Source organism: Thalassoroseus pseudoceratinae (assembly GCF_011634775.1).
GTDB classification, from domain to species: Bacteria; Planctomycetota; Planctomycetia; order Planctomycetales; family Planctomycetaceae; genus Thalassoroseus; species Thalassoroseus pseudoceratinae.
This window is the reverse complement of sequence record NZ_JAALXT010000010.1, coordinates 19,838-40,989: the sequence shown is the minus strand read 5'-3', so window position 1 is coordinate 40,989 and position 21,152 is coordinate 19,838. Positions and strand designations below refer to the sequence as shown.

Genomic DNA, 21,152 nt, shown 5'->3' with positions numbered 1-21,152 from the left:
TTGGCGTGACATCCAACCCTGCAAAATTACTGGTGATTGGCTACGGCAACGAATGGCGGAGCGATGATGCACTTGGTCCGGCGGTTGCTCGGCGAGTGGAATCTTTGGCACCGCCGAACGTACTGGTCCGGACAGCTCATCAATTGCTGCCCGAGTTTGCGGCGGAACTCGCCACCGTCGAATACGCAATATTCGTCGATGCTTGTTACGAGACGGAGCCACTCGATCCGGGCTCAAACGCCGTCATGATCGCACGCTTATCGCCCCACACTGACGGTTCACGAGCCACGCACTTTTGCCATCCATCCATGCTGTTGGGGTTGGCGGAAGTTGTCTTTGGACACGCACCACAAGCGTGGTTGGTCAGTGTGCGAGGTGAACGGTTCGAGCACGGCGATTCGCTATCTCCGCGCGCTCGAGAACGTGTCGAAGTTGTGGCTCACCAAATCACGCGATTGTTGCACGACTCCAAAAACCTTAGCGAGATTGAGGGACATCAATGAAGTCGGCAACACGGGTCACGTTGGATGGAAACGAGACTAACGCCTCGGTGGCACAACTGGAATCACAAGCACTCGACGTCATTCGTTCGGTACGTGAAGCCGTGACCATACCCTTGGCTGTCAAGCTTTCGCCGTTCTATTCATCACTCGCTGCATTTGCTCGACAGATCGACGAAATTGGCGTGGATGGTCTCGTCATCTTCAATCGATTTTACCAACCGGATTTCAATATCGAAGAGCTCAACGTTGAACGTGTCGTTCACCTGTCGGATTCTTCAGAGCTACTGTTGAGATTGCGATGGCTCGCAATTCTATATGGTCAGATTCAAACTCCGATGGCGGTCACTGGCGGTGTCCACACGGCCGTTGATGTCCTCAAGAGTGTGATGGCTGGGGCAAGCATTTGCCAGATGGCGTCTGCGTTGCTTCGGCACGGGCCAGGTTATCTCACAACGATTCGAGAGGAAACGGCACGGTGGTTGGAGGAACATGAGTACGATTCGCTCGCCCAAGCCCGTGGCAGTTTGAGTCTGGGCCGCGTTCCGGATCCTGGCGCCTATGAACGTGCGAGTTATGCGAAAATCTTACAGACTTGGGATATTCACTCTCTGTAATCGCAAAGAAGGATGATTAACCGCCATGCGGGTGAACGCGAACATGCAGCGGCACGAAATCATCGTACGAGGAATTGTCCAAGGGGTCGGTTTTCGGCCGTTTGTGCACGCGCTCGCATCGCGTTTTGGCCTCAGCGGGCGTGTTCTGAACGATTCCGGTGTCGTGAAGATCGAGGTCGAGGGAGAAACGAATCGGTTGGACGGCTTCTTTGACGAATTGGTCAATCAGCCGCCACCGTTGACGCGAATCTTGTCCGTCAGTCGTGAGCAATGTCCGCCGATTGGTCAAAAGGATTTTCGGATCGAGCACAGCCAAACAAATGGTCCCGGCGTCGTTTTGATCTCCGCTGATGTGGCAACCTGTGACGACTGTCTCCGCGAGTTGTTTGATCCGGCCGATCGCCGTTTTCGATATCCGTTTTTAAACTGCACGAACTGTGGGCCGCGACTGACAATCACACAATCGGCTCCCTACGATCGCTGTCGCACCACGATGTCTCGTTTCTCGATGTGTCCCGATTGCCACGCAGAGTATACGGACCCAAGGAATCGCCGGTTCCACGCGCAGCCGATTGCCTGCCCAGTATGTGGACCTCGATTGTCACTGCGAGACGTCCGTGGGAAATCAATCGAATGTCATGATCCGCTCTTGATATTCGTAAAAGCGATCAAAGCAGGTAAGATCGGTGCGGTCAAAGGTCTTGGTGGTTACCACCTCGTTTGCGATGCATCGAACGAGGCCACGGTTCAAAACCTCCGAACGCGAAAGTCCCGTGAAGAAAAGCCGCTGGCCGTAATGGCCGCTAACCTGGCCGTTGCCAAGGTGCTCTGCCATGTTAGTCAGCACGAGCAAGTCTTGTTGAAATCCCCTGCCCGGCCGATTGTGCTGCTCCAAAGACGACAACAAGCGAACGCCGTTGCCGATTCCGTGGCATTGGGAAATTCGCGGCTTGGGGTGATGCTTCCATACACCCCGCTGCATCATCTGTTGATGAGCCAAATCAATGCCCTGGTGATGACAAGCGGTAATCGATCCAATGAACCAATCGTCACCCAAGACGCAGACGCAATCACTCGACTCGCCGGTATTGCAGACGTGTTCTTGGTGCATAATCGTCCAATTCATGTTCGTTGTGACGATTCCGTCGTCAAAGTTGTGTCTGGCGTCGAACTGCCAGTTCGTCGATCACGTGGCTACGCCCCCAAACCGATTCCGCTGCCGGTTCAATGGGCACCTCCAATTCTGGCCGTTGGCGGAAAACTGAAAAACACCTTCGCTCTCGGTTGCGGGGATCAGGGAGTTCTTAGCCACCATCTTGGTGATCTCGATTACCTTGACGCGTACCAGACATTCCAGCGGGATGTCTTGCTTTACCAGCAGCTATTCGATGTGCAGCCAGAGTGGATCGCTCACGATCTGCATCCCGAATACGCGTCGACACGCTTCGCGGCGAAACGATTTTCCCCGGAGAAACTGATTGGCGTGCAACATCACCATGCCCACATGGCTGCCTGTATGGCGGAAAACGGTCTCTCGGAACCGGTCATCGGAGTGATCTTCGACGGTACCGGCTACGGAACCGATGGAGCGATTTGGGGGGGCGAATTCTTTATCGGTGACTACAACAATTTCGAGCGGGCTGCTCATCTTCGTCATGTTACTCTCCCAGGGGGAGATGCGGCCGTTCGCGAACCGTGGCGGATGGCGTTGTCGCATGCAATGGACGCGGGCTGTGAATGTCCCGCAGAATCCTTCTTTCCAACTGTCCAACCGTCAGTTCTCCGCATTGTGGAGACAATGATTCGCAAGAATCTTAACTCGCCGATGACATCGAGTATGGGACGACTCATCGATGCTGTCGCGGCAATTTGTGGTGTGGGCGAGCGAAATCGATTCGAAGGGCAAGCAGCGATGGCGTTGGAAGACTTGGCAAGCGATCAGCCAGATTGCGGATGCTATGAATATGGCGTTGAGATCATCGATCAAAGACCGGCAACCGTCGACACGCGGCCGTTGATCCGTGGTATCATTGACGACAATCAGAACGACGTTCAGCCGTCAATAATCGCAAGACGGTTCCATTCCACTGTCGCCGAGATCATTGTCAGCGTTTGTCGACAATTGCGGAAACAGTGTCAGCTCAATCGGGTTGTGTTGAGCGGGGGCGTCTTTCTCAATGCATTGCTCACCGAAGAATCGGCCGAGCGTCTCATAAATGCTGGTTTTGATGTGTATCGGCATTCTCAAGTGCCACCCGGTGACGGCGGCTTGAGTCTCGGGCAACTCACGGTCGCTGCTGCTCGACTCCAAAACTTTCGGGTTTGTCCTGAGCGATGTTTGAACAATTCCCAACTCTTAGGACAACCATAATTCTATGTGTCTCGGCATTCCCGGACTTGTAATCGAGCTCTATACGGAACACGACGTGCTAATGGGCAGAGTCGATTTTGATGGGGTGCGGAAGGAAGTGTGCTTGGCCTATTTACCCGAGGTTTCCGTTGGCAATTACGTCATCGTACATGTGGGATTCGCCCTTTCCATCGTCGATGAAACCGAGGCTCAAGAGGTCTTCAAATTCTTAGACCAGATGAGCGAACTCGACGAATTGGATGGTATGCAGCCATGAAGTATCAAGACGAATATCGCGACCCGGTGGCGGCCCAGAATCTGTTGCGGGCAATTCACAATACGATTTCGCAACCGTGGACCATCATGGAAGTCTGTGGCGGCCAGACTCACAGCATCGTGAGATACGGAATTGACCAACTCCTGCCACCGGAAATAGAACTCGTCCACGGCCCCGGATGCCCTGTCTGTGTGACACCATTGGAACTCATTGACAAGGCGGTCGACATTGCGTCTCGGCCGGATGTCACATTCTGCTCCTTCGGTGACATGCTTCGTGTGCCGGGGAGTCGGTCGGATTTGCTGGCCGTCAAGGCGAACGGGGGCGACGTGCGGATCATTTATTCGCCGCTCGATTGTCTTAAGATCGCCGCACGAAATCCGGCCCGCACTGTGGTATTCTTCGCAGTTGGGTTTGAAACAACAGCTCCCGCCAATGCAATGGCTCTGTGGCAAGCCAAGCGAAGGGGACTCGACAATTTCGCGGTCTTGGTTTCACACGTGCTCGTGCCACCAGCGATGACCGCCGTTCTCCAGTCTCCGAACAACCGCGTCCAAGGCTTCCTGGGAGCAGGTCACGTTTGCAGCGTGATGGGCTGCCAGGAATACCGTGACCTCGCCCGCCAGTTTCACGTCCCGATTGTCGTGACAGGGTTTGAACCGCTCGACTTGCTCGAAGGAATCTATCGCTGCGTGCGGATGTTGGAGAATCACGAAATCGGCGTGGAGAACCAATACGCGCGGGCAGTGCCAACCATCGGCAACCCAGCATCTCAGAAACTTCTGCAAGAAGTCTTTGAAGTGACCGATCGCATGTGGCGGGGGATCGGAACAATCCCTCGGAGCGGCTACCGTCTGTCCGCAATGTATGCCGATTTCGATGCGGAACAACGTTTTTCACTTGCGAGGATTGATACGAGTGAATCGAGCCAGTGCATCAGTGGGGCAATCCTTCAAGGGGGGAAAAAGCCATACGATTGTCCCATTTTCGGAACGGCATGTACGCCAGCTAGCCCGCAGGGAGCAACGATGGTCTCGTCTGAAGGGGCGTGTGCCGCATACTACAACTATCGACGGCGACTGAGTCCCTCCAACGCAGAATTATCCAATCGCCAAGTGCAACAAACATGATCGCGACACCAATGGATTTCGATGAACTCTCTTGTCCGTTGCCTAACACTCTGGCCGACCACATCCAACTCGGTCATGGAAGCGGCGGAAAACTCACCAATGATCTGATCAAACAATTATTTTTGCCAGCGTTCGACAACAATCTCCTATCAGCACTAGAGGATCAGGCAACAATCCAACTCAATCGTTGGACCGAGTCGAAATCAAGCTCCCCATTCGATGCTGCTCGACTTGCATTTACGACGGATTCATTTGTCGTTCGTCCGCTTTTTTTTCCGGGAGGGGATATTGGTCAACTTGCGGTGCACGGTACGGTCAACGACTTGGCTGTCGGCGGCGCGGAACCGAAGTTTCTTTCGGCAGCGTTCATTCTCGAAGAAGGACTGCCACTGACCGACTTGGCTCGTATCGTCATTTCAATGAAGACTGCCTGCGAAGCCGCAGGTGTGCAAATGGTGACGGGCGATACTAAGGTCGTCGATCGCGGTAAAGGCGATGGCGTGTTCATCACGACATCGGGAATCGGAATCGTACCGGCCGGTCGGTCGCTTTCGATTCGACATGTTCAGCCAGGCGACTGCATATTAGTCTCTGGCACTGTCGGTGATCATGGCATGTCGATCATGTCGGTTCGAGAAGGATTAGAGTTCACCACCGTTCTAAAAAGCGACAACGCATCTTTGAACAGCTTGACGCGAGCCATGCTCGCAGCTTGCCCTGGCATTCACTGGATGCGCGACCCGACTCGCGGTGGTGTGGCAGCGGTCCTCAATGAGTTGGTGTCAGCAGTCAACCTTGGAGTTAAGATTGAGGAAACAGCACTTCCCGTGCGTCCAGAAGTTCGTGCCGCTTGTGAGATGCTTGGGATGGACCCACTCTACGTCGCCAATGAAGGCAAGCTGATTGCTGTTGTCCCACCCGACCAAACTGACCGGTTGTTAAATACAATGCGCGAACACCCACTTGGCGCGAACGCCGCAATTCTCGGTGAGGTCACGACTGATCATCCTGGAATAGTGGTGATGAAGTCTGTCATTGGCGGCGAACGTATTGTCACGATGCCAGCAGGTGAACAGCTCCCCAGAATCTGTTAGGTGTCATTGGAGACTGAAGACCAATGCACGAGTTGTCTATCGCACTCCAACTGATTGATCAGGTTCAAGAACTAGCACATCAGCGAAATGTGCACGTTGTCGCCGTCCAAATCCAGGTTGGTGAACTGTCTGGAGTCGTATGCGAGGCCCTGCAATCGGCTTGGGAATTGGCTCGCAAGGCAACGTCAATGAGTGAAGTCAAATTGGATATCGAAGCCGTCGAGGCAGTTGGCTACTGCGGAAACTGCCAACGGGAAACTGAGATCGCGTCGATTCAATTGCATCAATGTCTTCAATGCGGGAATTGGATTGAACGGATCATCCGCGGCCATGAATTGGACATTATCGCTTTACAGGTTGAGACATGAACACACAAACTAGGCTCGTTGAAGTACGGACCAAGATCCTCAAGAAGAATGACGAAAAGGCCCGAGCATTGCGTCAACGGTTCCATACTCATGGCGTCTATGTTGTGAGCTTGGTCTCGAGCCCGGGAAGTGGAAAAACATTGTTCCTTGAGAAAGTCCTCAAACGACTCTCAAGTAAGTTCAAAGTGGCCGCCCTTGTGGGTGATCTCGCAACAGAAAACGACGCTACCCGTCTTGCTCGCTCCGGTGTTCCCGTCCGTCAAATCGTAACGGGCACAGTCTGCCATTTAGAGGCCGACATGGTCGAGAATGCCATCGACGGGTGGGATCTCGACGATCTGGACGTTCTCTTGATAGAGAATGTTGGGAATCTCGTTTGCCCAGCAACTTACGATCTCGGCGAAGACTATCGACTAGTGCTATTCTCAGTCACCGAAGGCGAAGATAAGCCGCTAAAGTATCCCACGATTTTCAACACCGCGGATGCTGCAATCATCACCAAGACAGACTTAGCAACGGCAGTGGAGTTTCGAGAAGACATCGCGCTTCAAAGTGTTCACTCGGTTCGTCCTGGACTACCAGTATTCAAAGTCTCGTCAAAGACTGAATCCGGTCTCGACGAATGGATCAGTGCTCTAAATACTCGGTACAATGATTCTTAGGTCGATGCTGATACGAAGTTCAATCCGATTGCTACGGCTTGCTCACGAAAACGGATCGTATGCCACTGCACACAGGAGAAGTTTGCCGCGAGATCTAACTAGCCAACCGTTCCGAGGCTGTTTGGAACGAACTTCAAAATTGGTCGCATCTTTGTTCGCAAATCCACGAATAGCGGTTGCGGGTGCATGTGGTCGCTTTCTACTGAGTTCGGCAGCACAGCCAAGTCCTCATGTACCGCAGAAGGTCGTGTAGCAATCGGTAAACTCGCGAGAGGCCGGTCGGGCGTAGCGTTCCAATCGTGATTGCTCCTCAAACGGACACGTGATGACTTTTAGCAGCCGCTCAAGGGGAGCCAGATGGGCGTGATCCGATGCGGCTACAAGAGCTTCCTCTACAAGATGGTTGCGAAGGATGTAGATTAGGTTCCTACTGAAACTCTGCGAACTGGAATTGATCGACCAGGAGAAACGCTCAACCGAACGCCGACTCAAAGCGGCTCAGTTCCCCCAACGAAACATCTTACCGTCAGCATGTTCGGTTCAACAGAGGACCTCGTTGCTCAGAACAACGACTCCTTCGACGAACTGGTCGCCAAGTGTCGCCGGGACAACCCCAAATGGGACCTCGTGGATTGTGGGTACTGGGCTTTGTCAAAGAAGCAGTATCACGGCGCTTACTCACGTGAGCAGTTTGCGGTCATGTCGGGAGCGATGCGAATCGGCGACTCGTTGGAGAAAATCTCCGTTCCCGCGTTGATACTGAAAGCCGATGCATCTCCTGATGATCGCAAAGCCCACCAGGAAGTAGCCAGTGCGATGCGGAACGGCACACTCGTACACATCGGCAACGCGGGTCACAATCTTCACCACGACCAATTGAGCCGTACCTTCAAAGTGCTATCGCAGTTCGTCTCGCCGCTCTCCGAATGATCGGACTTAGGTATCCCGTCAAGAGGGCCTGAATTCTCCAGATTACAACGCTTTGCTCCGGTACTTTCCCGGTGGCATGCCTTCCAACTTGCGAAAAAACACGCACATGTACTCGTCGTGGTCGAATCCGGTCCGCCTCGCAATTTCGGACAACGAGAGATCGGTTTCACTCAACAACTCTTTGATCCGTGCCAGCTTCAGACGTGTCAGTTCTTCATGTGGTGACCGACCAAGGATCTTTTTGAATCGACTTTCCAGAACTCGTCGTGACAGCGCCACGCGTCGCACGACATCCGCCACGTTGATTCCTTCCAGCGCATGTTCGCGAATGAATCGCAAGGCGGTGGCGATGTCGGGATCGTCGATGGCCAGAATGTCGGTCGACTGCCGAGTTTGAATGCCCAGCGGAGCGACAAGGACCGGCGCAGAATCAATCTGTTCGCCGTTCATCATTCGGTCCAGCAATGTCGCTGCCTCGAACCCTGTCCTTTGCGTATTGCAAATGATGCTCGACAACGGTGGATCAGAAAGTTCACACAGAAGCTGGTCGTTGTCGACTCCCAGCACCGCGATTTCTTCAGGTACGGCGATGTCCAGTTCCCGGCAGACTTCAAGCAGCTTTTGGGCTTGAATGTCGTAACAGGCAAAGACCCCGATCGGGCGAGGCAAGCCACTGAGCCATTTTGCGAGGCCACGTTTCTCACGGTTCCACGAGTACTTCGGGTCATTGCGCGACAACGAATCGTAAACGTTGACAGCGACTCCGGCCGACTCCACAAGCGATCGAAATTTGTCTCGCCTCCAGTTCGACCAGTTGAAACCCGGATCGCCGCAATAGGCCAGATTCCGAAAGCCTCGGTCAAGCAGATGCTGGACACCGAGTTCGGCAATCGCATTATCGTCGGTTTCCACCCACGGAATATCCGGCAGGTGTCGAGCAGCACTCACATCGACGACCGGCAACTTAGTTTTTCGCAACGAAGCGGCGATCTCGTCGGTTTCGATTCGCGCGATAATGCCATCACCGTTCCACCGTCCAAGCCACTGCGGTGGTCTGCCGCCTCGTTCCTGTTCGGGCAGGAAGATGGACCATCTTTCGTGATGGCGAACGTACTGTGTGATTCCCTCCAGCACACCACGGGAGTATGAATTCGACGTTTCAATTAGTAGGGCAACGCTTCGTCGCGGCATCGAAAAAATACTCAGTCGTATCGTTGGATGCAGAAGCAACTGAGACGAACCACTGTGCAACCGCAGCGATTTGTCGGTAAAATATCTCAATTATTGTGCGCAATATGTCATGGCGGAACAACTGTTGGATGCGACAATAGGCAAAATCGGAGTCCTCTCCGCCCCAGTTCACGCGGTCGGTTTTGGCCGCTTACTCGACGCTGTTTCCCAGCGTGTCGTGACTGCGCTGCGAATGAAAGGAAGAATCCTGTGAGTCGTACTGTCAATGCTGCCATGATTGGATTGGGCTTCGGTGCTGAATTCATCCCCATCTACAAGGCGCATCCAAACGCAGATGTCACCGCGATCTGCCGTCGCAACGAAGCCGAACTGAACAAGTCCGGCGACCAATTCGGCATCGAGAAGCGATACACCGATTACGATCAGGTACTTGCTGATTCGGATATCGACTTCGTCCATATCAACAGTCCGATTCCGGATCACGCTTGGATGTCACTGAAAGCGTTGGATGCGGGCAAGCACGTGATGTGTACTGTTCCGATGGCAACGACGATCGACGATTGTCGGCAAATCGTCGAGAAAGTCAAAGAAACAGGTCTGAAGTACATGATGGCCGAGACCGTCGTCTACAGCCGCGAGTACCTATTCATCAAAGACCTGTATGACAAGGGTGAACTGGGGAAAATCCAGCATCTGGCAGCGTCACATCCGCAGGACATGGACGGTTGGCCCAGCTACTGGGAAGAAATGATTCCCATGCACTATGCGACGCACGTTGTCAGCCCTTGCCTCGGACTGGTTGACGGACTGGCGGAATACGTGAGTTGCTTCGGATCGGGGACGGTTCGAGACGATATCGCCAAGAAGTCCGGCAACACATTCGCGCTGCAGTCGGCTCACATCAAGGTCAAAGACTCCGATCTCACGGCACACATCTGGCGCTGTCTGTACGACGTTGCTCGTCAGTATCGCGAAAGTTTTGATGTCTACGGTACCAAGAAGAGTTTTGAATGGACGCTGGTGGAGAACGAACCACACGTGATTCACACGGCAAAGAAGCCGGAACCTGAGATTCCGGAAAAGATTGAGGTTCCGGATTTCGCTCACTTGTTGCCCGAGGAAATCCAAAGATTCACGCTGCCTGCCGAAATTCACGACGCCGAGCACTTGTCATTCCTTCAGGGAGGTGGTCACGGCGGCTCGCATCCACACTTGGTGCATGAGTTTGTTTCGGCTCTGCTGGAAGATCGTGATCCGCAGCCGAATGCGGTCACAAGTGCAAACTGGACCTGCGTCGGAATCTGCGCGCACGAGTCGGCCACAAAGGGCGGCGAAATCGTTCGTCTGCCGGAGTTCACGCTCGGCTAAGCAGCCTTGCCCTCGCACCGGGAAAGCCGCAGCGGCTCCTCATTCAATCAACAAAAAATATGGTCATACGATGAAACACGAACATCCAATCATTGGTGCTGGAATAGCCGCTTCCGTTGCTGTCCTTCTCTTGACCGTTTCCTCCGCAAATGCTGTCGGAGACGACCTGAGCCTGCTATTCATGGGGGACAATGGTCACCACCAGCCGGCTCGTCGGTTTCAGGAACTCGCACCGGCACTCGCTGAACGTGGAATCGAGTTGAAATACACCGATCGCATGGCGGACATCAATCCGGATACGCTCGCGAAGTTCGACGGACTCGTGCTGTATGCCAACATTGACGAGATCGCCGATTCTCAGGCGGAAGCGTTGCTGGATTATGTTGCCGGTGGAAAAGGATTCATCCCGCTGCATTGTGCAACTTACTGCTGGCGGAATAATAAGGACATCGTTGCCTTGATGGGAGCGCAGTTTCAGCGGCATGGTGGTCGTGTTTTTACAACGCAGATCGCGGCCGCCGATCACCCGATCATGAAAGACTACGGCAGCTTCACCAGTTGGGACGAAACGTACATTCATCACCTGCACAACGAGAAGGATCGCACCGTCCTCGAGTACCGCGTCGAAGGTGAGCAGGCGGATGGCAGCAAACGCGAGCCATGGACTTGGATTCGGACTCATGGCAAAGGCCGTGTTTTCTACACCGCGTGGGGCCACGATCAGCGTACTTTTTCCAATGCTGGTTTTCACAATCTTGTGGAACGCGGAATCCGATGGGCATGTGGTGACGATCCGTCAAAGGTGCCCGCTTTTGGCGATGTCAATCGGTTCGTCGCGCCTGCCATGACGCCACTTAGAAAAGACGTTGCAAAGTTTGAGTACATTGACGTCGGCCCGAAGATCCCAAACTACACACCCAGCCGGCAATGGGGAACGCAGGGCGACCCTAAAACGCTGATGCAGAAACCTCTGTCACCTGAGGAATCGATCAAACATTTCGTCACACCGGAGAACATGACCGTTCGCCTTTACGCTGACGAACGAAACTTTCAGGCCAAGCCGATTGCGATGACATGGGATGAACGTGGTCGTCTGTGGGTGTGCGAAACGGTTGATTATCCCAATGAAGTTGGTGGCAACCGCGACCGCATTCGCATCTGCGAAGATACCGACGGAGACCATGTCGCCGACAAGTTCACCGTGTTTGCCGACGGATTGAGCATCCCGGCCGCCATCGTCATCGTTCGCGGCGGTGCCGTCGTGCAGAACGGACGGGAAACGATCTTCCTGAAAGACACCAACGGCGACGACGTGGCCGATCAGAGAACCACTCTGATCACTGGCTGGGCTCTTGGTGACACGCATGGGGGTGTCAGCAACTTTCGCTACGGGCTCGACAACTGGATTTGGGCCATGCAGGGTTACAACAACAGCTCTCCAAAATTCGATGGGAAACAGACGCAATCGTTCCGTCAAGGCTTCTGGCGATTCAAGCTGTCGCAGACCGATCCCCCAAAAGTCACCGATCTAGAATTCGTGCGGTCGACGGACAACAACACTTGGGGGTTGGGAATCAGCGAAGAGGGCTTGATCTTCGGCTCGACGGCCAATGGCAATCCGAGCACATTCGTACCGATTCCGAATCGATACTACGAAGGCGTTCGCGGCCTGTCGCCTTCGACACTGCACACGATCGCCGACTCCGACAAATTCGATCCAATCACCGAGAACGTCCGTCAGGTTGATCATCACGGAGGCTACACGGCCGCGGCGGGTCATGCGTTGTACACGGCACGAACGTTTCCGCAGCAATGGTGGAACAAGACCGCCTTCGTTTGTGGTCCGACAGGACACCTGATCGGGACGTTCGTACTACGCCCGGACGGAGCCGATTACACATCAACCAGCCCGGTGAATCTGTTGGCCAGCAACGATGAATGGAGCGCACCGATTATGGCGGAAGTCGGGCCGGACGGGGCCGTCTGGGTGATCGATTGGTACAACTACATTGTGCAACACAATCCGACGCCTCATGGTTTTGAAACCGGCAAGGGCGCTGCTTATGAAAGTGACCTGCGAGACAAAAAACATGGCCGAGTTTATCGCGTCGTTCCGACTGAGGGTGGATCGGATAAGCTCCATGCTTTCACGAGTCTTGCGGATGCCACGAATCAACAGTTGGTCGCCCAGCTACAACATCCATCTTTCCCCTGGCGGCTGCAGGCACAGCGATTGCTGGTTGAACGCGATGCCGACGATGTGCTGGAACCGTTATTGGCGATGCTGAAAGATGATTCCGTGGACGAAATCGGATTGAATGTCGGTGCGATCCACGCATTGCACACGCTCCGTGGTTTGGGATACATCCGGTTCGACTCACAGAATAAGGCGTCGAGCTCCATTTCAACGGGGCTGAGGACTGCGCTCGCTCATCCGTCGGCTGGGGTTCGTCGCAATGCGATTGCCGTGCTTCCGCATGACGAGGCCGGATTGGCGATTTTGCTGGAGCATCGTGGATTGTTCCGCGACAGCAATCCGCAAGTACGGCTGCAGGCGATTCTGGCACTCGCCGACATGCCGGCTTCCGCGGAAGCCGGCGTTCTTGTGGCTGAACTCGCATCGAGCGAAAACGATCCAATCCTGATCGATGCCCTGACGGCTGCAGCGGCAAAGCATGCGAGTTCTTTCCTTCAACGAGTCACTGCTCGCAAGGACGCACCGTCCGAGGCCGTCAATCGCATCACACGTCGAATCGCAGAACACTTTGCTCGTGAAAAACCGGATGCTAGTGGTTTGCAAGGTATCGTCGCAAATCTTTCGACGGCACACCCCACGCTATCGGTAACGATTCTGGACGGATTGGCCACCGGTTTGCCGACGAACTACCGAATCAAGTCGAACAAGTCGCTGGACGCGGCATTTGTGAAAGCGTTTGAAAATGGTGACAGAACCTTGAAAGGCAAGCTGTTGCGTCTCGCGTCGCGATCAGGCACCAAAGCCCTTGACGAATATGCCGACGAAATCGTTGAAGCTTTGGTCTCAATCATCGAGGACAAGGACGCCTCCGCTAACGAACGCGGTGCCGCCGCACGAGACCTGATTGGTTTTCGTACGAACGACAAGGATGCTGTCGAGACCGTTGTCGAACTGCTCACACCACAGACTCCTCCAGATGTTTCGGAAAAACTTCTCGCTTCGCTACGTCTTAGCGAAGCGGAATCTGGCGGCAAAGTGATTGTCGAGTACATGCCATCCATGACGCCCGGTACAAAGTCCGCGGCTATCGGTGTCGTTCTTGGCAAACCGGCATGGGTGAAGTCTTTGCTGGCGGCAGCCGAAGCAAAAGAGTTTGACCTGAACGAGTTGTCGCTGGAACAAAAACAGGCATTGAGATCGTTCCCTGATCGAAGTCTTCGGGCTCAGGCTGAAATACTACTCGCAAAGGGCGGCGGTCTGCCGGACGCCAACCGTGACAAGGTCTTGAAGTCGTTGTTACACGTGACCGAGACAACAGGCGATGCCGAAGCCGGAAAAGCCGTCTTCAAAAAAGTTTGCGCTGCCTGTCACCAACATGGCGAGATGGGTCAGAAGATCGGTCCCAACCTGACCGGCATGGCGGTTCATCCGAAAGAAGAACTGCTGACGCACATCATTGACCCATCACGCAACGTCGAAGGCAACTTTCGACTTTACAACGTGCTGACCGTAGACGGGAAAGTCGTCAACGGAATGCTCGCCGGCGAAACGAAGACGTCGATCACAATTGTCGATTCAAAGGCGAAAAAGATCGATGTTCCACGAGAAGACATTGAGGAGTTGATCGCGTCGCGTAAGTCGGTCATGCCAGAGGGATTTGAAAAGCAGATCTCTGAGAAGGAATTGACGGACTTGTTGGAGTTCATGACCGATACCGGTCCCTACATTCCGCTGCCGCTGGACAAAGTTGCGACCGCCATCAGCACGAAGGGGCTGTTTGGCAACACGGATACCGGTCCGGACCGAATGATCTTCCCGGATTGGAAACCGAAAGTCTTCAAAGGCGTTCCGTTCGTGTTGACTGATCCTCAGGGTAAAACGCAACCCAACATCGTGCTACTGCACGGTCCAAACGGCACACTGCCGCCCAAAATGCCCAAATCGGTGTCGTTGCCTTGCGGAACATCAGCAACAGCAATCCATCTACTCAGCGGCGTTGGCGGCTGGAACCATCCATTCGATGACAGCAAGACCGTTTCGATGATCGTTCGGCTGACCTACGACGATGGCACAACGGAAGATCATAAACTGATCAATGCGGTCCATTTCGCAGACTACATCCGCCGAGTCGACGTACCGGGCAGCGAGTTTGCATTCGCACTCGGAAACCAGCAGATCCGCTACCTGAGTATCGAACCCAAACGCGACCGGGCCATCACAACGATCGATTTGGTCAAGGGCGAAGACAATAGCGCACCGATCGTCATGGCAGTCACGATCGAGCGAAGATCAAAAAGCGAGTCTGAAGACGCTTCCTCAGACTAGCCCGCGTAAACGATTTCGCTATTTGAGGAGTCTGTATTCCATCCGCTCAACACCGATTGTGGCTAGCTCACGACGACCAAGCTCTCCTCGATTCCGGCAAGTTCGAATTGCGAGCGGCTCTTGCTCGATACTTGGGGGACTCACGGGCTCGGGAAACTCATGTGCTCAAACGGCTCAAAGACTCGAATCAAGAGTCTTCAAAATCTGCCTGATCGGGACACGAAGTTCACAGCTTCATTCGATGCATTGTTCGATCAGGCCGACGGCTGCGAGTACGGTTAGCATTCATTTCGATGCGAATTGATGAATTATTCGTTTGGCATGGGCGGGACATCGACCGCAGGCTTGGGGGCGATTTCTGTCGGATGAACGATTTCCGTGGAAGCCGGTGAGACGGGGCGTTCATAGTGGACCGGTGCAGCAAATGGCAGCGGACAGTCGGCCGTCCCACATTGCTGCGTGTTGCAGACGTTGCAGTCTTTTTTGAGTCCGAGACATTTCAAGCAGCCATCGCAAGCTCGGTCTGTCGGGATGAAGATTCGGTCGCCGGGCATGATTTGATAGTTGGTCGTCGTGTCTCCCAGTTGAACGATTTGCTCGTAGCAAACCGGCAACACAACACGGCATTCCCCCGGTGCTGTCGGGCGGCTCAGAATGATGTCGGTTTTGCTCGCCCGGTCGCTCATCCCCCCGGCAGCGAGAATCGCGTCCAGCACAGTCTCGCGTCCTGTGTACGTGTAGGAACCAGGATTGTTGACCTCACCAAGAACGTAGAAGTACACGCCGTTCGGTCCGAGAAGGCGAACATTCACCTGCATTTCCTCAGTCGTGAGCGGTTCGCCATCATGGGTTGGCTTAGTCGCTTCGATCAATTCAAAAAGATGAGCCTCGATCTCTTCCAAGCTCATGCCAGCGACGACCGGGCGTCCAAAACGTCCCAGATCGATGGTGCCATCAGGCATAACGGTTTGGTCTTGAGGCAATCTCAGCGGTGAATCGAAAAAAGCGGTTTCGACGATCAGAACGTCGCCGGGTTCGACGACATAGACCGGAATCACCGTCTTGCTGAGTTCGCGCGCAACGGGAGCCGGTTGGTGGACCCAGCGTCGCATGGTATCGGCTGCTTCGATTAGAACGTGCGTGTCGGGCACCAAGGCGAAGGCACCACCGGGGCCCGTCCCGCAGCCGCTTGAAAACAAAACTGTGCAAAGTACAAGCCACAGTCCGTGTTGCACAATCCGTATCGGCATGGCTGATCCTGCCTATTATAGAGCAGTTCAATGAATGACGTAGCGAACAAAACGGTTCGTTGTCGAGGTTTTTCGAGCAGTTTGCCCGCTGCATATATGTGCGATACGCACCGGAATGATCCAATACTCAACCGTTGCGACGAATCACGGTTCTGAATCATTCATCGGGATAATCGACACAATCGCTACAATCGGATTTGCGTTCCCATCCAAATTTGACTGGCAATCAACGTCGTCGTCGGCTTCCGCGGATGAAGAACTGTACGCCATCTTTCGGAAGTAACGGAATTGAACGAACCTTGAAAACTGGGCGTGCGATGGTTCCCCGGACGTGAAACGAGATCAATTGATCCGTCAGAAGTCGGCCAAACCTGGAGAACAGCCCTGCGGAGGAGCGGCCACCGCCATCGATTCGCCGCAGCAACAGCAACCCGAGAAGACCGCCACGTGGTCGATCGAAGTCCCCGGTGGCGACGACCAATTCCAGATTGAGACGCTGGCGAAGTGTGATGGTGCCATTGGCGTAAATGACCAGACTTGGTGTCCGAACCGCGAGCTCATCGATCAACACGACATCGCCCTGCAACTGCGCAGAAACGTGTCCCTCTTCGATGGGTTGGGAGACGCGGACTCCCGGAATGGCCTGAAGAAGACCAGCGAGAAAGGGCAATCGGCTCGCTCGCGTGCGGCTGAAACTGCCGTCAATCGCGACGGTAATATCGCTCAATGAACGGATCCGACTTCCGGTGATTGTCAACTCACCACTGATTTGACTTCCACTGAGCGCACCGTTTGGGGTTCCGATTTCATTGATCGCACTCAAATTGACATTCTCAAAATCGACTCGGCCGTCGATGTTATTGGTCCCATCCATGTGAGCCGAAAAGTTCCCGCGGACTCGCCCTCCACCGACGATTCCGCTGAAGGAACGGACGTTGATCTCTGCCTTTTCACCTACGCCCGCCCAAGTTGCGCGAAACGGGATACTCAAAGAAGAAACCGCGACGTCGGCGACACTTCCTCGCGTGAGCGAGAAGACCGCCTCAGCCAGCCAAATACGTCCTGGTTCAATGTTGACGCGGCGGAGATCAACGCGTCCGGTGAACAAACTGCGGACGTCAGGCGGAGCCCAAGCCAACAGCGTCTTGATATTCGCATTCAATAAATTGAACTCTGAACGAGTCAGCCGCTGGTCGTTCAAATTCCAAACGATATCTGCTTGCAGATGCCCGTCGGCGAATTCGCCATCGGCTTCAACCCGGAATACTGTCTCCGTCAGATTGAAGCCACTTGCGAGACGATCGGTTACACGTTGCCCACCCCAAAGCACATCGACAACTTGGACACGTCCATTACCAACGATGCCGATTGACGTGTCAGCGTGTCGGAAAGCCAGCTGGACGTCCACGGTCCCGCGTGTTCGACCATTCGTTGGTTCCACGTCGAAAGCTTCTGCAATTCTAGCAACGGAGACTTGATTCCATTCCAGCTGGCTGGGAAGTTGCGTGGACGGTTCGCCTTTCTGCTCTTCGACTGGGAACGTTCCTTCGAGTTTCAACTCGCCGTCGAAGAGTTCTCCGTTGGCTTCATACTGCAGTGATTCCTCATCCAATCGGGCCTGGACGCTGACGTTTCCTGTGGAGACTCCGCCCAATGTGATTTCCGGAATCTCCCAGTTCGAAGTGAACCGAATCGGCCATCCCTTTCGCGGGTTGACCTCGTATTGGCCATTGAGCCTGCCACTCAATTGGCCAGCCACGTCAAACTCCGAACTGGCCAGATCGGTGACCAGCCGTCCCAAGTCAATCGTTTTCACCGCGAGTTGGAAGTCGTTTTCCTGATCTGCGTTCGGCAACTCCTCGTTTGGCTGTCGGATCGGAATGGTCGCCTCGCCGGTGACGCTCCCATCGTAGAGTCGAACAGCCATCTCGCGGAGAGTCGCGGTTGTTCCGTCGGTGGCAAATTTGGCTTGGATGGAATCAATCCTCGCACCGGCGATTGTCAGCTCATTGGATTGGATCGTGCCATCGCCGTCGATAGAAAACGGCGACATCTCGCCCGTGACCGTCATCTTTGCAGTCAACGCCCCTTGAATGACCGAGGGAATTTGAATTTTCTCGTCAAGCCGATTCAAGTCCGCGAGGTCTGCGGCATCGAGCACAACATTGGCCGAGTAAGCATACGGTTCAGCCACACCAATTTGTCCACCCGCCGCAAATGTAGTTTCGCCGAGTTTGAATTTGGTTTTCTGCAGTGTGAGCTTCTCGTTCGCTAGCCGAACTTGGATCGGTTCCGGGCCAATGGTCAGACCGAACGCAACGCCGTCGCGAACGGCGACATCCGCAGACGCTTGCCATTTCAAAGGCTGTGTGAGTTGGGCTTGTGCGGCGGTAATCTGAAGCGAACCGTCGAGACCACCACGAATCGGCACATCGGTCAAACCGACACCATCCAACAACTTTGCAAGTGAGAACGGCTTTCGAGTTTCCAAGTTCACCGTGCTTGGATCGTTGCCAACTCGCGGCAACTGGGCCTGCCCGGTCAATTCACCATCGAGACTTTGCAAAGTGAGATTCTTCAGGCCGAGCGCTGCATCGGTCAGTTGATAGTCAAATCCGGCGACCGCAATCGGGATGCCCGCAAATTCGGCTTCCACCAAACGTGCCTGACCGCTGGCTGCGACCGTTGACGGGGTCAGCGTCCCCTCGGCATGTCCGGTCAGTTCCAATTGGCCACGGTAGTTCGCGTCAGCCGGTTTCGAAGTTCCCAGGTTCGCGATATTCTCCGACGCAACCTTGATATCCGCCTGATAGCCGAATGGAGCCGTCAGCTTCAGTTCAGCGGTTCCACCAATCGTCGCGCCGTCAATGCGTCCGTCCAATTCGGTGACTTGGAGAATTCCATTATCCGCTTCCAGATCGACGCGTGCACTTCGCAGAGTCTGCCCGAACGTCTTGAAATCAGAAACCGTCAAGTTGCCATCAAGATTCCACGCCGAGAGGTCGCTGAGCTTTTCCAAAGGAACCGACGCCGTGAGTTGCCCATCTAACGCTCCTGTTTCAACGGCTGGTAGATTTGGGATTTGTTCGGTGACTGGTCGAAACGGAATCGTCGTCAAAGTCAGGTCAGCCGACATGTCACCCGAAGGCACAAGTTCCAATCGGATCGCACCGCGAAATTGCCCAGTCGCGGCTTGCGGCGCATTCGGATTTTCCGGAAGGTCCGGGAGAGCAAAGGCAATCGGCTGCAAATCCAAAACTCCGTTACGGTATTTGACGTCGGCTCGCAGTGCTTCTAGACGGACCCCAGAGACGATCAGCGATGAGGACGAGATCACGCCGTCAATCCGATAGGCCTTCGTATTCCGGAGAGCACCCAGTGGAACGCCGATCTGAATTTCAGTGGTCACATTCCCCGTGATCGTGAACGGCAAACCGATTCCAATGAGGTTCAACCGACGGTTGAGCTTGGCCACATCCGAGTCACGCAACAAAAAGCTCGTGTTCCAGTATCGCCGCGCAGGCTGCTCCTGAGAAAAACCTGATTTCTGCACGACACCGAACACAACGGCGATCGCGACGAAAAACATGGTCAAGTCAGATCGTTTGAGCATTTGGATGCTGTCCTTTGAGCAGAACGACGCGACGGGCCTGTCCTATCTAGACATCGGTGAAACCAAGGTGTTTTGATCATGATGACACCCACGATTCCGAACAATCCGAATCGATGTCAGTGTTCATTGTGACTGATTCTTCGATCGCCAACCAAGTTCCAACTTCACAATCGATTCAATTTGCAGAAATCGCAAGCGAGTCCGACGGCCCAAATCGCGTTTGGTATCCAGCGATTCGGTCGTTCTCGACGAATATCGGGACGCGATCGTGGAACGTATGTTGATCAAAGAATCGACATCGAAGGACGAAGCAGCGAAGGTGCTCTCGTCCGCGCTGGATTGGCTAGAGGGTCCGGTATCTGGCAATTCCCAGTGTGGGGATATCGTCTGCATTGGTGAGTGCTCCAGTCCGCAGCAGGACTGCCCGTGCTTCGGCGTTACCAGTTGGACAAATCCTCAAGCGAACGAGCTCTTCGCATCGTGGGGAAACTGTTATCTTCATCGTCCCAGCAAGCAATCGGAATGTTTTCCGGCAGCACAAGAGATACTCACTTCAAAATTCTCAGTAAGACGTTTGGAGAGATAGTGATACTGGAGCCGTCACTAAGCCGCCAACAATTGCATAGCCACACTTTCAACTACTATCGATAACTATCAGTCTCTTCAGATTGAGTCACCGAGCCATCCTGACGTAGTGGCAAGAGAATGTGAGCAGCAGATGACTGCGAACAATGGAAATGGAATTCCGACAAATGTGATCATCGGGTGTCTTGGCTCGGGGAAAACGACGGCCATCGCGAAACTGATCGAACAGCGGTCTGCCGGTGAAACGTGGTCGGTTCTGATCAACAAAACAGACATTCTATTGCGGAGGCGGACCATGGCCGCGTCGATGTCGACCTTGCACATGTCGCCGGCGATCACGGCGACCCCCATGCATCTGCGGTTGGTCAGGATTAAGCTCAGCAGCGTCGTCTTACCGGCACCGAGAAAACCGCAGAGCACCGCGACTGGTCAGCAGGAACACCGCCCTTCGTTTTCTGCCATGGGCGGTTCCATGAGCTTGGCCTGTCATGCCAGGACGTGTCCGAAGAATGGTTGAGCCGAATCGGCATCGTGACGCCGCTGAAACAACGCGTTGTTTTACTTGCAATTGCACTGCAATAAAGATACTCTTGCTTTTGTCGGGTGGCTGGTTTTCAATGAGCCTTCAGCTGTTCCCACAGGGATTGATTCAGCGACGGCAATTCTTGAGTTGCATTGAGGCGACGCACAGGTGG

General features: G+C 54.2%; 14 protein-coding genes and 2 pseudogenes. 12 read left to right on the top strand and 4 right to left on the bottom strand.

Annotated features, from left to right (window positions below):
• Positions 1–5 precede the first annotated feature (5 nt).
• The 9 genes from G6R38_RS26200 (at position 6) to G6R38_RS26160 (ending at position 7,928) form a co-directional block, all read left to right on the top strand.
• Positions 6–503 (top strand): hydrogenase maturation protease, encoded by a 498-nt coding sequence (locus G6R38_RS26200; protein WP_166831763.1) that lies wholly within the window; start codon positions 6–8, stop codon positions 501–503.
• Positions 500–1,117: a beta/alpha barrel domain-containing protein gene (locus tag G6R38_RS26195; RefSeq protein WP_166831762.1), complete on the top strand. Its 618-nt coding sequence runs from the start codon at positions 500–502 to the stop codon at positions 1,115–1,117. The genes G6R38_RS26200 and G6R38_RS26195 overlap by 4 nt, the downstream gene beginning before the upstream one ends.
• Positions 1,118–1,142: 25 nt before the next feature.
• Complete coding sequence (hypF, locus tag G6R38_RS26190; RefSeq protein WP_206028743.1) at positions 1,143–3,488, top strand: carbamoyltransferase HypF; 2,346 nt, start codon at positions 1,143–1,145, stop codon at positions 3,486–3,488.
• A gap of 4 nt (positions 3,489–3,492) precedes the next feature.
• Positions 3,493–3,744, top strand: coding sequence for a HypC/HybG/HupF family hydrogenase formation chaperone (locus G6R38_RS26185; protein ID WP_166831761.1), 252 nt, complete (start codon positions 3,493–3,495; stop codon positions 3,742–3,744).
• The gene (gene hypD / locus G6R38_RS26180; RefSeq protein ID WP_166831760.1) at positions 3,741–4,874 is read left to right on the top strand and encodes a hydrogenase formation protein HypD; all 1,134 of its coding nucleotides are present in this window, start codon (positions 3,741–3,743) and stop codon (positions 4,872–4,874) included. The genes G6R38_RS26185 and hypD overlap by 4 nt, the downstream gene beginning before the upstream one ends.
• Positions 4,871–5,968: a hydrogenase expression/formation protein HypE gene (gene hypE, locus G6R38_RS26175; RefSeq protein WP_240928392.1), complete on the top strand. Its 1,098-nt coding sequence runs from the start codon at positions 4,871–4,873 to the stop codon at positions 5,966–5,968. Before hypD ends, hypE begins: the two co-directional genes overlap by 4 nt.
• 23 nt (positions 5,969–5,991) lie before the next feature.
• Positions 5,992–6,336 carry a hydrogenase maturation nickel metallochaperone HypA/HybF gene (locus tag G6R38_RS26170; RefSeq protein WP_166831759.1) on the top strand — a complete coding sequence of 115 codons (345 nt, stop codon included), beginning with the start codon at positions 5,992–5,994 and terminating at the stop codon, positions 6,334–6,336.
• Positions 6,333–6,998, top strand: coding sequence for a hydrogenase nickel incorporation protein HypB (hypB, locus tag G6R38_RS26165; protein WP_166831758.1), 666 nt, complete (start codon positions 6,333–6,335; stop codon positions 6,996–6,998). Before G6R38_RS26170 ends, hypB begins: the two co-directional genes overlap by 4 nt.
• A gap of 531 nt (positions 6,999–7,529) precedes the next feature.
• Positions 7,530–7,928 (top strand): alpha/beta fold hydrolase, encoded by a 399-nt coding sequence (locus G6R38_RS26160; RefSeq protein ID WP_166831757.1) that lies wholly within the window; start codon positions 7,530–7,532, stop codon positions 7,926–7,928.
• Positions 7,929–7,970: 42 nt separating this feature from the next.
• On the opposite strand, the gene G6R38_RS26155 is transcribed toward G6R38_RS26160, so the two are convergent.
• Positions 7,971–9,119 (bottom strand): XylR family transcriptional regulator, encoded by a 1,149-nt coding sequence (locus tag G6R38_RS26155; protein ID WP_166831756.1) that lies wholly within the window; start codon positions 9,117–9,119, stop codon positions 7,971–7,973.
• A 273-nt stretch (positions 9,120–9,392) separates the two neighbouring features.
• Here G6R38_RS26155 and G6R38_RS26150 point away from each other — a divergent pair, with 273 nt between their 5' ends.
• Positions 9,393–10,487 (top strand): Gfo/Idh/MocA family protein, encoded by a 1,095-nt coding sequence (locus G6R38_RS26150; protein ID WP_166831866.1) that lies wholly within the window; start codon positions 9,393–9,395, stop codon positions 10,485–10,487.
• Between the two features lie 70 nt (positions 10,488–10,557).
• Positions 10,558–15,009, top strand: coding sequence for a PVC-type heme-binding CxxCH protein (locus tag G6R38_RS26145; protein ID WP_166831755.1), 4,452 nt, complete (start codon positions 10,558–10,560; stop codon positions 15,007–15,009).
• A 308-nt stretch (positions 15,010–15,317) separates the two neighbouring features.
• On the opposite strand, the gene G6R38_RS26140 is transcribed toward G6R38_RS26145, so the two are convergent.
• The gene (locus G6R38_RS26140) at positions 15,318–16,259 is read right to left on the bottom strand and encodes a polysaccharide biosynthesis/export family protein (protein WP_166831754.1); all 942 of its coding nucleotides are present in this window, start codon (positions 16,257–16,259) and stop codon (positions 15,318–15,320) included.
• A gap of 226 nt (positions 16,260–16,485) precedes the next feature.
• Entirely contained in the window at positions 16,486–19,872 is a 3,387-nt protein-coding gene (locus tag G6R38_RS26135) for a hypothetical protein (RefSeq protein ID WP_166831753.1), read from the bottom strand.
• 718 nt (positions 19,873–20,590) lie between these two features.
• Between G6R38_RS26135 and G6R38_RS28190 the strand changes: the two are divergent.
• Positions 20,591–20,677, top strand: a pseudogene (locus G6R38_RS28190) (hypothetical protein); the annotation flags it as partial.
• Positions 20,678–20,745: 68 nt separating this feature from the next.
• Here the strand turns inward: G6R38_RS28190 and G6R38_RS28515 are convergent.
• A pseudogene (locus tag G6R38_RS28515) lies at positions 20,746–20,877 on the bottom strand (GTP-binding protein); the annotation flags it as partial.
• Between the last annotated feature and the right edge of the window lie 275 nt (positions 20,878–21,152).

Excerpts from the sequence above, each read along its gene's own strand:
- G6R38_RS26155 (WP_166831756.1), bottom strand. The coding sequence starts at position 9,119 with ATGCCGCGACGAAGCGTTGCCCTACTAATTGAAACGTCGAATTCATAC.
- G6R38_RS26135 (WP_166831753.1), bottom strand. The coding sequence starts at position 19,872 with ATGCTCAAACGATCTGACTTGACCATGTTTTTCGTCGCGATCGCCGTT.
- hypF (WP_206028743.1), top strand. The coding sequence starts at position 1,143 with ATGCGGGTGAACGCGAACATGCAGCGGCACGAAATCATCGTACGAGGA.
- G6R38_RS26140 (WP_166831754.1), bottom strand. The coding sequence starts at position 16,259 with ATGCCGATACGGATTGTGCAACACGGACTGTGGCTTGTACTTTGCACA.
- G6R38_RS26160 (WP_166831757.1), top strand. The coding sequence starts at position 7,530 with ATGTTCGGTTCAACAGAGGACCTCGTTGCTCAGAACAACGACTCCTTC.
- G6R38_RS26170 (WP_166831759.1), top strand. The coding sequence starts at position 5,992 with ATGCACGAGTTGTCTATCGCACTCCAACTGATTGATCAGGTTCAAGAA.
- hypB (WP_166831758.1), top strand. The coding sequence starts at position 6,333 with ATGAACACACAAACTAGGCTCGTTGAAGTACGGACCAAGATCCTCAAG.
- G6R38_RS26195 (WP_166831762.1), top strand. The coding sequence starts at position 500 with ATGAAGTCGGCAACACGGGTCACGTTGGATGGAAACGAGACTAACGCC.
- G6R38_RS26145 (WP_166831755.1), top strand. The coding sequence starts at position 10,558 with ATGAAACACGAACATCCAATCATTGGTGCTGGAATAGCCGCTTCCGTT.
- hypD (WP_166831760.1), top strand. The coding sequence starts at position 3,741 with ATGAAGTATCAAGACGAATATCGCGACCCGGTGGCGGCCCAGAATCTG.
- G6R38_RS26150 (WP_166831866.1), top strand. The coding sequence starts at position 9,393 with ATGATTGGATTGGGCTTCGGTGCTGAATTCATCCCCATCTACAAGGCG.
- G6R38_RS26185 (WP_166831761.1), top strand. The coding sequence starts at position 3,493 with ATGTGTCTCGGCATTCCCGGACTTGTAATCGAGCTCTATACGGAACAC.
- hypE (WP_240928392.1), top strand. The coding sequence starts at position 4,871 with ATGATCGCGACACCAATGGATTTCGATGAACTCTCTTGTCCGTTGCCT.